Source organism: Macromonas nakdongensis, from assembly GCF_002837145.1.
Lineage (GTDB): Bacteria > Pseudomonadota > Gammaproteobacteria > Burkholderiales > Burkholderiaceae_C > Macromonas_B > Macromonas_B nakdongensis.
Map to the genome: position 1 here is coordinate 1 of NZ_NWMV01000056.1, position 13,758 is coordinate 13,758.

A 13,758-nucleotide genomic window follows, 5' to 3' on the forward strand; every position below is an offset into this window, starting at 1 on the left:
ATGAATTGCGACAGGCGCTGCGCCACCGCGGTGCGACCGTCCTGGGCCGCGAACGCCTCGCCGGCCAACACCCATCCGACCGCCACCGGCCCCGAAGCTTCCAGGGGAACGTTGCCCGAGGGCGTGCGCAAGGGCTGCACGTGGGTCAGCCCGCCCACAGCGGTGGGCACCACGGGCGCTGCACGGGTGTTCGAAAAGCCCGAGGCGCCGGCGGGCATCGGCGCCGCCCGCCCCCCGCGGCGCACCAGGTCGCGCAGGTCGATCTGGGGCAGCACGCCCCGCGCCAGCAGGAACTGGTTGGCCTCCTGGTAGCCGGCAGACACGGCCTTGGCCAGCAGGCTGTGCAGCAGGGCCTGGCACACCTGCCAGTCGCCCCGCGTCAAGGGCGTGTCCAGCCAGGCCCCCACCAGGTGCTGCATCACGTTCAAGGCCTGCACCGGGTCGCGCTTGTCCAGTTCGTCGGTCAGCTCCAGGTGCTGCAGGCGCAAGCGCAGTTCGTTCAACACCTCGCTGCATTTGTCCACCACCGCCAGCGCCGCCCGCGCCGCGAGGATCTGGTTTTCCACCGCCTCCTCGGCCACCAAGCTGAGCGGTCCCGCCGGGGGTTCCGCCGTGGCTCCGTCCGGGGTTTTGAGCGAGCGGCTGAGCCGTTCACGGCAAGCCGCCAGCCAGGCGGGGGCGTGCTGGGTCAGGCCGATGCGCAGGTCGTNNCTGCAGCAGGCGCTGCACCACCTGGGGCAAATCGTCGATGAGCCGGCGCACGAACACCTGGCGCGCCTGGGCCGCCAGGGCGGCGTTCGGGGCGGCAGGCGTGGTCATGACACCCAGTATGCCAGCGTCTAGACGTCCCAACGGGACCGATGGGGGTCAGACCGCCGCCCCGGCGTTCGGGTCGTCCGGGTCTTCGGCCTTTTTCGGTGTGGCCTTGACCAGGTCTTCGCGGCGGATGCCCAGCCACATGGCCATGCCGGTGGCCACGAACACCGAGGAATAGATGCCGAACAGGATGCCGATGGTCAGCGCCACCGCGAAGTGGTGCAGGGTCGGACCACCGAACAGCAGCATGGACAGCACCATCACCTCGGTCGAGCCGTGGGTGATGATGGTGCGGCTCATGGTGGAGGTGATGGCGCGGTCGATCACCTCGCGCGTGCCCAGCTTGCGCTGGCGCTTGAAGGTCTCGCGGATGCGGTCGAACACCACCACCGATTCGTTGACCGAGTAGCCCAGCACCGCCAGCACCGCGGCCAGCACCGCAAGCGAGAATTCCCACTGGAAAAACGCGAAGAAGCCCAGGATGATGACCACGTCGTGCAGGTTGGCGACGATGGCCGACACGGCGTACTTCCACTCGAAGCGGAACGCCAAGTACACCATGATGCCGCCGACCACCAGGGCCAGGGCCTTGAGGCCGTCAACCACCAGTTCCTGACCGACCTGGGGCCCGACGAACTCGGTGCGGCGCAGTTGCACCGCCGGGTTCTGCGCCTGCAGGGCGGCCATCATGGCTTCGCTTTGCTGGCCCGAGGTCTGGCCCTGAACCAGGGGCAGGCGCATCATCACGTCGCGCGAGGTGCCGAAGTTCTGCACCGGCACGTCGGCGTAGCCCAACTGGGCCACCACCTGGCGCACCGCAGCCAAGTCGGCCGGCTGTTCGTAGGCCACCTCCATGACCGTGCCGCCGGTGAATTCCACCGACAGGTTCAGCCCGCGGGTCACCAGGAAAAACACCGCCGCCAGGAAGGTGACGAAGGAAATGACGTTCAGCAGCAGCGCGTGCCGCATGAACGGGATGTCTTTTTTGATGCGGAAGAATTCCATGGTCGTGCGTCCCGTTCAGTCCTTGGCCAGGGTCTTGCTGCCCTCGGACCACACCGTGCCGATGGACACGGACTTGAGCTTCTTCTGGCGTCCGTACCACAGGTTGACCAGGCCGCGCGAGAAGAACACGGCCGAGAACATGCTGGTCAGGATGCCCAGGCAGTGCACCACCGCGAAGCCGCGCACCGGCCCGGAACCGAAGGCCAGCAAGGCCACGCCAGCCAGCAGCGAGGTGATGTTGGAGTCCAGGATGGTGCCCCAGGCGTGGTCGTAGCCGGCGTTGATGGCTGTCTGCGGCGCGGCGCCGTTGCGCAGCTCTTCGCGCACGCGCTCGTTGATGAGCACGTTGGCGTCGATGGCCATGCCCAGCGCCAGCGCCATCGCGGCCATGCCGGGCAGGGTCAGGGTGGCCTGCAGCATGGAGAGCACCGCCACCAGCAGCATCAGGTTGAAGCCCAGAGCCAGGCTGGAGAACACCCCGAACATCATGTAGTAGACGCACATGAAGGCGACCACCACGACGAAGCCCCAGGCCACGCTGTGGAAGCCTTTTTCGATGTTGTCGGCACCCAGGCTGGGGCCGATGGTGCGCTCTTCCACGATCTCCATCGGCGCGGCCAGGGACCCGGCGCGCAGCAGCAGCGCGGTGTCGTTGGCCTCCACCGTGCTCATGCGGCCCGAAATCTGCACCCGGCCACCGCCGATTTCGGTGCGGATGACCGGCGCCGTCACCACCTCGCCCTTGCCTTTTTCAAACAGCAGGATGGCCATGCGCTTGCCCACGTTCTCCCGCGTCACGTCGCGGAAGATGCGCGCGCCCTTGGCGTCCAGCGTCAGGTGCACGGCCGCCTCCTGGCTTTGGCTGTCGAAGCCGGCCTGGGCATCGGTCAGGTTTTCGCCGGTCAGCAGCACCTCGCGCTTGACGATGACGGCCTGGCCGTTGCGGTCCAGGTAGCGTTCGGCGCCGAAGGGCACTGGGGCGTTGCCGCGCTCGGCCGACTGGCCTTCGGGGCTCTCGTCCACCAGGCGCACCTCCAGCGTGGCGGTGCGGCCCAGGATGTCTTTGGCCTTGGCCGTGTCCTGCACGCCGGGCAGCTGCACCACGATGCGGTCCAGTCCCTGCTGCTGGATCACCGGCTCGGCCACGCCCAGCTCGTTGATGCGGTTGTTCAGCGTGGTGATGTTCTGCTTGAGCGCCTGTTCCTGGATGCGGCGGGCCGCTTCGGGCTTCAGCGTGGCGGTCAGCTTCAGCTCGGGCGCACCGGCCGGGGCCTCGGTCAGCAGCAGGTCGGGGAACTGCGCCTCGATCAGGTTGCGGGCGGCGGACTGGGTCTCGGCGTCACGGAAGCGCAGTTCGACCGCCCGCCCTTCGCGGCGGACGCCACCGTGGCGGATGTTCTTGTCGCGCAGGGCGCCGCGCAGGTCGCTGGCGATGACCTCGGCGCGCTTGTCCAGGGCGCCGGGCATGTCCACCTGCAGCAGGAAGTGCACGCCACCGCGCAGGTCCAGGCCCAGGTACATGGGCAGGGCGTGAATGGATTGCAGCCACAGCGGGGTGCGCGGCAGCAGGTTGAGCGCGACCACGTGGCTCGGGTCGGCCGGGTCGGGGTTGAAGGCGTGGTCGATCGCGTCGCGCGCCCGGATCTGGGTGTCGGTCGATTCGAACCGGGCCTTGACCGACTGGCCATCGAACTGGACCGCGGCCGGGACGATGTTCTGGGCGGCCAGCGCGGCCTCCACCCGGGTGACGGTGGCGGCATCGAGCTTGACCGTGGCCTTGCCCGAAGACACCTGCACCGCCGGCGCCTCGCCGAAGAAGTTGGGCAAGGTGTACAGCGTGGCGATGATCAGGGCGACCAGGATGGTCGCGTACTTCCACAAGGGATAACGGTTCATGCGCGAAAGGCTCCGGGAAAAGGCCAGCGGCTTGCAATGGTGTCCGAAGGGCTGGCCATGGGGCCGGCCCTTCGGGGGTGGGGCAGGCCCGGGATTACTTCAGGGTGCCCTTGGGCAGCACCTGGACCACGGCGGTGCGTTGCATCTGGACTTCCACGCCGTCGGCGAGTTCCACGCCGATGTAGGTGTCGCCGACCTTGGCCACCTTGCCCAGCAGACCGCCGGCGGTCACCACCTCGTCGCCCTTGCCCAGGGCCTCGATCATGGTCTTGTGCTCTTTCTGGCGCTTCATCTGCGGGCGGATCATGACGAAGTACAGCACCACGAACATCAGCACCAGCGGCAGCATGCTCATCAGGGTGGAGGTGGTGTCACCAGTGGCGGCGGCTTGGGCGTAAGCGTTGGAAATGAACACGTTGAGAATCCTGTGCAAAGAAAAAACAAGGCGCCCGCCTGGGTCGGGCGCCCGCAATCGGCCATTTTAATCGCCCATGCCGGGTGGGCGCCGGGCTCAGTTCGGGTGTCCTTCCACCACGACCTTCACCGGCCGGATGCGCACCGCCCACCACACCCCCGCCACCAGCAGTCCAACGCCCAACAGGGTCAGCGGGGCCGGCCACGTGCCCCGCCAGACAAAGGCATAGGCCAGCGCGGCCAGCGTCTCGAACACGATGAGCTGCCCGGCCAGGGCCGTGGGCAGGCGCTGGCTGGCCTCGTTCCAGCACAGGGTGCCGAGCCAGGAGGCGAGCAGACCGATCGCCGCCATCAGGGCGATGAAAAACCCGGCCCGCGGCCCGAAGGGCATGGGATAGGCTTCGCCCGCCGCCGCCATGCCGCCCCACAGCAAGGCGTAGCCCAGCAGCGCCAGCGGCAGGGTGGCCAGGCCCTGGGCCGTGGCCCAGGCGCGGGGGCTGCGGTCGGGGTGCGCGCGCAGCCAGTCGGCGTTGCGCAAGGGGTACCAGGTCCAGCAGGCCACGGCCCCCACGGCCAGCGCCGCCCCCCAGGCGTAGGCGGCCACGTCCGGGTGCTCCTGCCGCAGCAGCTCGGTCAGCTCCACCTGGTTGACCAGGGCGATGCCCAAGCCGATCAGGGCCAGGGTCGGCGCCAGCCGCCCCCAGGGCAGGTGGCCATCGCGGCGGGCGTTGCGCCGGTTGGCGACGACGGCAATGACCACCGGCAAAGTCCCGATGATGACCGTGGACAGCGGCCCGCCGGTGCGCTGGATGGAACTGGCCAAGAGCAGGTAATACATCAGGTTGCCCACGGCTGCGAGCTTGAGCGCCTCGACCCAGTCAACCCGGCTGAGCTGGCGCAGGCCCTGGCGGTCGAGCCAGCCCAGCGGCAGGCACAACAGGCCAAAGGCCAGGTAACGCGCCACCGACTGCAGCGTGGCCGGGTACTCGGGCAGCATGAGCGGCGAGACGAACACCAGCCCCCACATCAGCCCCGCGGCCAGGGCAAAGGCCACCCCGGACCAGATCGAGCGCGGACGCATCAACGCCGCCCCCGCCGCGGCAGCTCCGGTGCCCCGTCTTCGAGCACCCCCTCACGGAACGCCTCGACAAACGCCGGGGGGCCGCTCAGGGTCAGCGTCAAGGTGTGGCGGCACTGCGCCGGCCCCTGCGGCCGGACGCTCAGGCCGGTCCCGGCGCGCTCCAGCGCCAGCGCTTGCACGGTTTCCTCCTGGCCGTCCAGCTGGCAGTCCCAGTCGCCACCCTCGTCCAGCGGTGCCGGCCCGCCAGGGAACGCGCGCTGCGCCCAGTCCAGCACCTGGACCACCTCGGCCTGCAAGTCGGGCCAATGGGCCGGGCCGACCGTGGCCATGGCCTCGAAGGTGCCGTGGCCGTCGGTGTCTTCGCTGTGGTCGAAATCGAGGAATCGCAAACGCATGGGACTTCCAGCAACAAGGGCAAACCCGGGATTGTGGACGAGATCCACGCCCCCAGGCCGCGCACTCAGGCGCGCTGGCGCTGGGCCTGCCCTTGCGACGGAGCGCCCTCGGGCGCGGCGCGCCAGGCGGCCAGCAGACCGCCCCAGCGGGTTCGGGCCGCGGCGAGGTGACGCGCCTTCACATGGCCAAAGCCCTTGACCTGCTCCGGCCAGGCCGCGATCTGCAGGGCCAGGGCGTGCCGGTCCGGGCTCAGACCGGTCAGCACCTCTTCCAGGGTGTCCAGGTATTCGCCAATCAGGGCGCGTTCGCTGCGCCGCTCCTCGGTCCGGCCGAAAGGGTCGAAGGCGGTGCCGCGCAGGCCCTTGAGGCGCGCCAGCACCCCAAACGCCTTCAGCATCCACGGGCCATACGTCTGCTTGACCAGCTCCCCCCGGTCGTTGTGCCGGGCCAGCAGGGGTGGCGCCAGGTGGAAGCGCAGGGTCACGTCCCCCTCGAACTGCTCGGCCAGCCGCCTCGCGAAGCCGCCGTCGGTGTAGAGCCGGGCCACCTCATACTCGTCCTTGTAGGCCATGAGCTTGAACAGGTGGCGCGCCACGGCCTCGGCCAGGGCGGTCTTGCCCGCACCCAGGGCCGCGGCTTCGGCCTGCTGCACGCGGCGCACAAAGGCCTCGTAGCGCTGGGCATAGGCGGCGTTCTGGTAAGCGGTGAGGAATTCCACGCGGCGGCGCAGCAGGGTATCCAGCGTCTCGCGCGGCTTGAAGGCCACCACCTGTGCCGGCGACAGCAAGGCCCTGACCCGGCCCCAATCGTGCGCGGCCTGGCGCCCCCACTCGAAGGCGTTCTGGTTCTGCGCCACGGCCACCTCGTTCAGCTCCATGGCCCGCAGCAGCGATTCGCGACGCAGCGGAATCCAGCCCTTCTGCCACGCGTACCCCAGGATCACGGGGTTAACGAACAGGCTGTCGCCCAACAGCCGGGTGGCGACAGCGTCGGCGTCGAACACGCCCAGGGCCTCGGCCCCCACCGCCTGCGCCAGCGTGGCCAGACACTGCTCGGCCGGGTTCTGCCAGGCGCCGTTGGTCACGAACGCCGCCGTGGGCGCGGCGTGGCTGTTCAGGGCCACACGGCTGCGCCCGGGCTGCAGGCGCAGCACGGTTTCCTTGCCGGCGCTGACGATGGGGTCGCAGCCCAGCACCAAGTCGGCCCCTGCCATGCCGACGCGGGTGGTGCGGATGTCGTCCTGGCGTTCGGCGATGAGCACGTGGCTCCAGGTGGCGCCGCCTTTCTGCGCCAGACCGGCGGCGTCCTGGGTGACGATGCCCTTGCCCTCCAGGTGCGTGGCCACGCCCAGCAACTGCCCCACGGTGATGACGCCGGTCCCGCCCACGCCCGCCACCACGATGCCGTAGGGCGACGCGGCCGACGGCAGGCGCGGCTCGGGCAGATCGCCCAGCGAGCCCACCGGCGGCACCGCACGCCCGGCCGATTTTTTCAGCTTGCCGCCTTCCACGGTGACGAAGCTGGGGCAGAACCCTTTGGTGCAGGAAAAATCCTTGTTGCAGCTGCTCTGGTTGATGGTGCGCTTGCGGCCGAATTCGGTCTCCAGCGGCTCCACGCTCAGGCAGTTGCTCTGCACGCCGCAGTCGCCGCAGCCCTCGCACACCGCCTCGTTGATGACGACGCGCCGGGCCGGGTCCACCAGGGTGCCGCGCTTGCGGCGGCGGCGCTTTTCGGTGGCGCAGGTCTGGTCGTAGATGATGACGGTGGTGCCGGAGATCTCGCGGAACTCGCGCTGCACGCGGTCCAACGCGTCGCGGTGCTCCACCGCGATGCCGTCGGGCAACTGGAGCATGACCCCGCCCACGGTGGTGTGGTGGGCGCCCCGGTACTTCTCGGGCTCGTCGGTGACGACGGTGATGCGCCCCACCCCCTCGGCGCGCAGGCTGTGCGCGATCTGCAGCACGCTGTGGCCCTCGGGCCGCTCGCCCACGGGCTGGCCGCCGGTCATGGCCACCGCGTCGTTGTACAGCAGTTTGTAGGTGATGTTGACGCCCGCGGCGATGCTCTGGCGGATGGCCAGCAGCCCGCTGTGGAAGTAGGTGCCGTCGCCCAGGTTGGCGAAGATGTGCCGCTCGTGGCTGAAGGGCTGCTGGCCGACCCAGGGCACGCCCTCGCCACCCATCTGGGTGAAACCTTCGGTGGCGCGGTCCATCCAGATCGTCATGAAATGGCAGCCGATACCGGCCATGGCGCGCGAGCCCTCGGGCACCCGGGTGCTGGTGTTGTGCGGGCAGCCCGAGCAGAACCAGGGCTGGCGCTCGCCCACCGGGGTGTGCGCCTGCAGCACCTGCATCGAACGCTCCTTGGCGTCCAGGATGGCCAGTTGCGCCGCGACGCGCGCGGCGATGTCGCTGCCCTCGGGCAGCAGGCCTCGTTTGGCCAGTCGCCGCGCCAGCGCCCGCGCGATGATCGCCGGCGACAGATCGGCGTTGGCGCGCAGCAGCGTGTGGGCGCTGGGGTTGGGCATGGACCACTCGCCGCCGCTGTGGTCGCCGCCCACCTCGTCGAACTTGCCCAGCACGTCGGGGCGCACGTCTGAACGCCAGTTGTACAACTCCTCCTTGAGCTGGTATTCGATGACCTGGCGCTTTTCCTCCACCACCAAAATTTCGCGCAGCCCGGTGGCGAACTCGCGCGTGGTCTGCGCCTCCAGCGGCCACACCACCGCCACCTTGTGCAGGCGGATGCCGAGCTGGCGGCAGGTGGCGTCGTCCAGCCCCAGGTCGGCCAGGGCCTGGCGCGTGTCGTTGTAGGCCTTGCCGCTGGCGATGATGCCGTAGCGGTCGTTTGGCCCCTCGATCACGTTGTGGTTCAGCCGGTTGGCGCGCACGTAGGCCAGGGCGGCGTACCACTTGTGGTCCATCAGCCGCGCCTCCTGCTCCAGCGCGGTGTCGGGCCAGCGGATGTGCAGTCCCCCTGGCGGCATGTCGAATTCGGGGAGCACGATCTGCACGCGCCCGGGGTCGATCTCGGCGGTGGCGCTGGACTCGACGATCTCCTGGATGGTCTTCATGCCGGCCCAGACGCCGGCAAAGCGGCTCATGGCCCAGGCGTGCAGACCGAGGTCGAGGATCTCCTGCACGCTGGCCGGGAAAAACACCGGCAAGCCACAGGCCTTGAAGATGTGGTCGCTCTGGTGCGCGGCGGTGGAGCTTTTGGCCACGTGGTCATCGCCCGCCACGGCGATCACCCCGCCCCAGGGCGTGGTGCCGGCCATGTTGGCGTGCTTGAACACATCGGAACAGCGGTCCACGCCCGGACCCTTGCCGTACCAGAGGCCGAACACCCCGTCGAATTTCTGGGAGCCGGCCGGGGCAAAGCCCAGCTGCTGCGTGCCCCACAGGGCGGTGGCGGCCAGCTCCTCGTTCACGCCGGGCTGGAACACGATGTGCTGTGCCTGCAGGTGCGCCCGCGCCTTCCACAGCGCCTGGTCGTAGCCGCCCAGCGGCGAACCGCGGTAGCCGCTGATGAAGCCCGCCGTGTTCTTGCCCACCTGGGCGTCGCGCTGGCGCTGCAGCATGGGCAACTTCACCAAGGCCTGCACGCCGCTCATGAAGGCGCGGCCGTGGTCCAGGGTGTATTTGTCGTCGAGCGTGACGGTCTCGAGCGCGCGGCGCACGTGCTCGGGCAGGGGGGCGTTCATGTCTGTCTCCTGTGGTTGTGACCGGCCGGGTGGGCCGGGAGGTGGGGTCCTGGCCGCGGGCCAGCCCCGGTCCGGCGGCGGGATCGCCAACGCCGGACGCGTGTCGGCACAGTGTAGACCCAGGAGCCGGGAATGTCTTTGCTTTTGCTGCCGCTTAAAACCACAAAAAAGAAAGATCCTTTCTTAAAATTGCCCAACATGGAAACATTGGACAAATTCGACCTCGCCATCCTGCAACACCTGCAGGCCGACGGGCGCCTGACCAACACCGAACTGGCGCAACGCGTCGGCCTGTCGGCGGCGCCCTGCTGGCGCCGGGTGCGCGCGCTGGAAGAGGCCGGCTACATCACCGGCTACCGCGCCGTGCTCGACCGGCGCAAGATCGGCCTGGGCGTGCTCGCCTTCGTGCGGCTGGACGCCGAACGCAACACCGGCGACGCCACCCGCGCGCTGGAAGATGCCATCCGCCAGCTGCCGGAGGTGATCTCCTGCCACTACATCAGCGGGGCCGGCACGTTCGAGATCCAGGTCGTAGCCGCCGACCTGGACAGCTTCTCCCGCTTCGCCCTGCAGCGCCTGATCAACCTGCCGAACGTGAAGGACCTGCACACCAGTTTTTCGCTGGGCGAGGTCCAGACCGCCGGCACCCTGCCGCTGACACATCTGGTCACGTAAGGGCGCCCGGGCGCGGGGTCGGCCGCTGGTACAGTACGGCCACCACTCGCCTGCCACCGCTTTGTCGATTCGCCTCCTGTTGCTCAACCTGGTCACCGCGCTCGTTTACGGCGGCAGCGGCTGGGCTTCTTTGCAGGTGTCGATCCCGCCGGACTACATCTCCATCATCTTCATCGCGGCGGGCATGTCCCTGGGCGCCGTCCTGGTGGGCGGCCCCCGGTTGCTGCCAGGGGTGGTCGCAGGGGGCTTGCTGGTGCAGTGGCTGGCGCACGCGCAATCGGGCTTGCCGGACTGGACCTGGGCCCTGCTCGTCACTCCCCTGGGGGCCGCGCTGATGGCCTGGACCACCGCCTGGGCGGTGCGGCGCTGGGTGGGCTACCCGTCGGCGCTCGACCAGCCCCGACAAGCGGTGCTGATGTTCTTCCTCGTCATCCCGCTGTGCACGGTGATCAACGCCAGCCTCTCGGTGCCGGTGCTGGTGCTTGAAGGCGTGGTGCCCCACAACGAAGCCTGGTTCAGCTGGTGGACCTGGTGGCTGGCCGACACCCTGGGCACGGTGCTTTTCACCCCGCTGGTGCTGGTGCTCTTCGGCGCCCCCGCCGATGCCTGGCGGCCGCGCCTGCGCACGGTGGCCCTGCCCATGGCGGTGGCCCTGGTGCTGGTCGCCGGCATGCTGCAACTGCTCAACGCCAACCAGCAGCGCCACCTGGACGACCAGTTCACCGAAGCCGGCCAGGACCTGGCGCTGCGCCTGCAACGCCGCTTCGACGCACAGATCGACAGCGTCGAGGCCATCGCCAAACTGATGGAGATGGCCCCGCACATGGACCAGCAGGCCTTCGAATCGGCCACGCGCCTGTGGCTCAACCGCTACCCCGGCACCCAGAATTACGGCTGGAGCCCGTACGTTCCTGCCGCCCAGCGCTGGCATTACGAGGAAGTCTCGCCTGGCCTCAACATCCTGGGCCGCAACCCGGCCGGACACACCTCGCCCGCACCCCAGGCCGACAGCCACCTGCCCATCACCTGGGTGGTGCCATTGAACAGCAACCTCTCGGTGCTGGGGCTGGACGTGGGCATGCTCCCCGTCACCGCGGCCACGGTCCAGGCCACCCTGGCCAGCGGCCGCCCCGAAGTCACCGAAGGTTTCCGGCTGGTGCAGGAATCGGGAGAACAGCGGGCGGTGGTGGTCTACCAGGCGGTGCGCGCCAACGGCGGTGGCCCGCACCCCCTGGGAGTGGTGTCGGCCGTGTTCCGCATGGACGACGTGCTGGCCGCCGTGCTCGGCTCCTTCCAGCACGGCCCCCTGACGCTGTGCCTGGTCGACCAGCGGGCCGCCCCGGCCAACCGCCGCCTGTCGGGTGCCGTCGGCTGCGACACCCACGCCGCCACCCAGTCCGACCGCGACCGCTGGCAAGACGGCTGGCCGCTGCGCTTTGCCGACCGCGACTGGACCCTCCATGTCCGGGCCGACAGCCAGTTCTGGGCCGGCAGCGCCCTTGAAAGCGGCTGGGTTTCCACGGCCGCGGGCCTGGTGGCGGTGTCCATGCTGGGCACCTTCCTGATCGTCATGACCGGGCAAGGCCGGCGCACCGCCCAGCTGGTCGACGAACGCACCCACGAGCTGGCCCGCAGCAACGCCACCCTGATGCAGCTGGCGCATTTCGACGCCCTCACCGGCCTGGCCAACCGCGCCTTCTGGACCGAACAGGCCGAAGCCACCCTGGAAGCCGCCCGGCACAACGGCAAGCACGTGGCTGTGCTGTTCCTCGATCTGGACCGCTTCAAACACGTCAACGACAGCCTGGGCCACACCCAGGGCGATCAGTTGCTGGTGACCGTCAGCGCCCGTATCCAGGCCTGCCTGCGCACCCGCGACGTGCTGGCCCGCCTGGGTGGCGACGAGTTCGTCGCCCTGCTGCCCTGGGTGCGCGGCCGCGACGGTGCCGCCACCGTCGCGCGCAAGGTCGCCCAGGCGCTGTCGGAACCGATCGTGCTGGACCGCATGCAGGTCACCGTCACCGCCAGCGTCGGGGTGGCGCTTTACCCGGACCACGGCGAGGCGGTCGACGCCCTGCTGCGCCACGCCGACACCGCCATGTACGCGGCCAAGGCCGCCGGCCGCAACCAGTGGCGCTTTTTCGAACCGGAAATGCACGAACACGTCTCGCGGCGCCTGGCGATCGAATCCGGCCTGCGCATGGCGCTGGACACCGGCGCCCCCGAACTCTACGTGGCCTACCAGCCCCAGGTGGAGGCCTCCAGCGGGCAGGTGGTCGGCCTGGAGGCCCTGCTGCGCTGGCAGCACCCCGAACTGGGGACCATCTCCCCGCAGGAATTCATCCCCGTGGCCGAAGAATCGGGCGTGATCGAGCGCCTCGGGCTGTGGCTGCTGACCCGTGTGTGCCAGCAGATCCAGGCCTGGGCCGAGGGCCCCGACGCGGCGCGGATGGCCGCCCTGACCGTGGCGGTCAACGTCTCGGCCATGGAGTTCAACCGCCCGCACTTCATGGACCACGTGCACCGGGCACTGGCCCAGATGCAGCAACCGGCCAGCCGGCTGGAGCTGGAAATCACCGAAAGCCTGCTGGTCCACGCCAACACCGAACTCAACGACCGCATGCACCAGCTCACCGCCCTCGGCATGGGCCTGAGCCTGGACGACTTCGGCACCGGCTACTCCAGCCTGGGTTACCTCAAACGCCTGCCCCTGAGCAAGCTCAAGATCGACCGTTCCTTCGTGTGCGGCATCCCCGGCGACCCGGAAGACGAGGCCATCATCCGCGCCACCCTGTCGATGGCGCACGACCTGGGCCTGGTGGTGGTGGCCGAAGGGGTGGAAACCGCCACGCAGCGCGACTTTTTGCTGCGCCACGGCTGCGAGATGCTGCAGGGCTGGCTCTACGCCAAGGCCCTGCCGCCGGACGAACTGGTGGCCTGGCTGCGCCAACGGCCCTGAACCGGCCGCGGCCACGCCGCCTCTGGTGGTTCAGCCCAGGTGCCGGCCCAAGAAAGCCAGGGTGCGTTCTCGCGCCAGTTGCGCCGACGGGGCGTGGAAAGACCCACGCTGGTCGCAGTTGAAACCGTGGTGTGCCGGGTAGGTGTGCACCTCGACCGCCGGGTGGCGGGCGGCGAAGGCCGCCACCGTGTCCATCGGGATCCACTGGTCCTGCTCGGCAAAATGGGCCAGCACCGGACACGCCGGCGTGCGTGCGGCTTCCTCGGGCGTGGTCATGCCGCCACCGTAGTAGGGCACCGCCGCGGCCAGCCCTTGCAACAGACAAGCGCTGCGCCAGGTCAGCAGCCCGCCCCAGCAATAGCCCACCACCGCCACCTTGCCGCCGCTCAATTGCGCGGCGTGGTCCACCGCGGCCTGGATGTCGGGCATCACTCCCGGAGCCGGCAAGGCCTCCACCGCGGTCTTGTGGCCGAAACCGGTCGCCATGTCGGCGTCGGTGTAGCCCAGCTCCACCCCGGGCCGCACCCGGTGGAAGGTGGACGGTGCCACCGCCACGTAACCGGCGGCCGCATAGCCATCGGCCACGGCGCGGATGTGGCTGTTGACACCAAAAATCTCCTGCAACACCACCACCGCACCGCGCGGCGCGCCGGAGGGTTGGGCCACATAGGCCGGCACACGCACGCCGTCGGCGGCGGTCAGATCGACAAAAACACCCATGGATTCGCACTCCTCTGCCCGGTCGGGGCCAAAAACCAGCACACAGCGTAGCGCAAATGCGGGTCCGGCACGGTGCCGCGGTTGGCAAGCCCC

General features: G+C 69.4%; 10 protein-coding genes. 2 read left to right on the forward strand and 8 right to left on the reverse strand.

Translation table 11 applies throughout. The annotated features are described in order from the left end of the window. The 7 genes from CON77_RS08680 to CON77_RS08710 all read right to left on the reverse strand — a co-directional run. The coding region (locus CON77_RS08680; RefSeq protein ID WP_157826889.1) for a DUF1631 family protein at positions 1-809 on the reverse strand (809 nt) is incomplete at its 3' end. A gap of 58 nt (positions 810-867) precedes the next feature. Beyond that, positions 868-1,821 carry a protein translocase subunit SecF gene (gene secF / locus CON77_RS08685; RefSeq protein WP_101048764.1) on the reverse strand — a complete coding sequence of 318 codons (954 nt, stop codon included), beginning with the start codon at positions 1,819-1,821 and terminating at the stop codon, positions 868-870. 15 nt (positions 1,822-1,836) lie between these two features. After that, positions 1,837-3,717: a protein translocase subunit SecD gene (gene secD / locus CON77_RS08690; protein ID WP_101048765.1), complete on the reverse strand. Its 1,881-nt coding sequence runs from the start codon at positions 3,715-3,717 to the stop codon at positions 1,837-1,839. Between the two features lie 94 nt (positions 3,718-3,811). Further along, positions 3,812-4,132 (reverse strand): preprotein translocase subunit YajC, encoded by a 321-nt coding sequence (yajC, locus tag CON77_RS08695; protein WP_101048766.1) that lies wholly within the window; start codon positions 4,130-4,132, stop codon positions 3,812-3,814. A gap of 96 nt (positions 4,133-4,228) precedes the next feature. Next, positions 4,229-5,212 carry a DMT family transporter gene (locus CON77_RS08700; RefSeq protein WP_439650542.1) on the reverse strand — a complete coding sequence of 328 codons (984 nt, stop codon included), beginning with the start codon at positions 5,210-5,212 and terminating at the stop codon, positions 4,229-4,231. Next, positions 5,212-5,607, reverse strand: coding sequence for a hypothetical protein (locus CON77_RS08705; RefSeq protein ID WP_101048767.1), 396 nt, complete (start codon positions 5,605-5,607; stop codon positions 5,212-5,214). The genes CON77_RS08700 and CON77_RS08705 overlap by 1 nt, the downstream gene beginning before the upstream one ends. A gap of 65 nt (positions 5,608-5,672) precedes the next feature. After that, complete coding sequence (locus tag CON77_RS08710; RefSeq protein ID WP_101048768.1) at positions 5,673-9,311, reverse strand: indolepyruvate ferredoxin oxidoreductase family protein; 3,639 nt, start codon at positions 9,309-9,311, stop codon at positions 5,673-5,675. 198 nt (positions 9,312-9,509) lie between these two features. Here CON77_RS08710 and CON77_RS08715 point away from each other — a divergent pair, with 198 nt between their 5' ends. Then, the gene (locus CON77_RS08715; RefSeq protein ID WP_101048769.1) at positions 9,510-9,986 is read left to right on the forward strand and encodes an Lrp/AsnC family transcriptional regulator; all 477 of its coding nucleotides are present in this window, start codon (positions 9,510-9,512) and stop codon (positions 9,984-9,986) included. Positions 9,987-10,047: 61 nt separating this feature from the next. After that, positions 10,048-12,945, forward strand: coding sequence for a bifunctional diguanylate cyclase/phosphodiesterase (locus CON77_RS08720; protein WP_101048770.1), 2,898 nt, complete (start codon positions 10,048-10,050; stop codon positions 12,943-12,945). A 30-nt stretch (positions 12,946-12,975) separates the two neighbouring features. On the opposite strand, the gene CON77_RS08725 is transcribed toward CON77_RS08720, so the two are convergent. Continuing rightward, positions 12,976-13,665, reverse strand: a complete 690-nt coding sequence (locus tag CON77_RS08725) for a dienelactone hydrolase family protein (protein WP_101048771.1) — start codon at positions 13,663-13,665, stop codon at positions 12,976-12,978. Positions 13,666-13,758 lie beyond the last annotated feature (93 nt).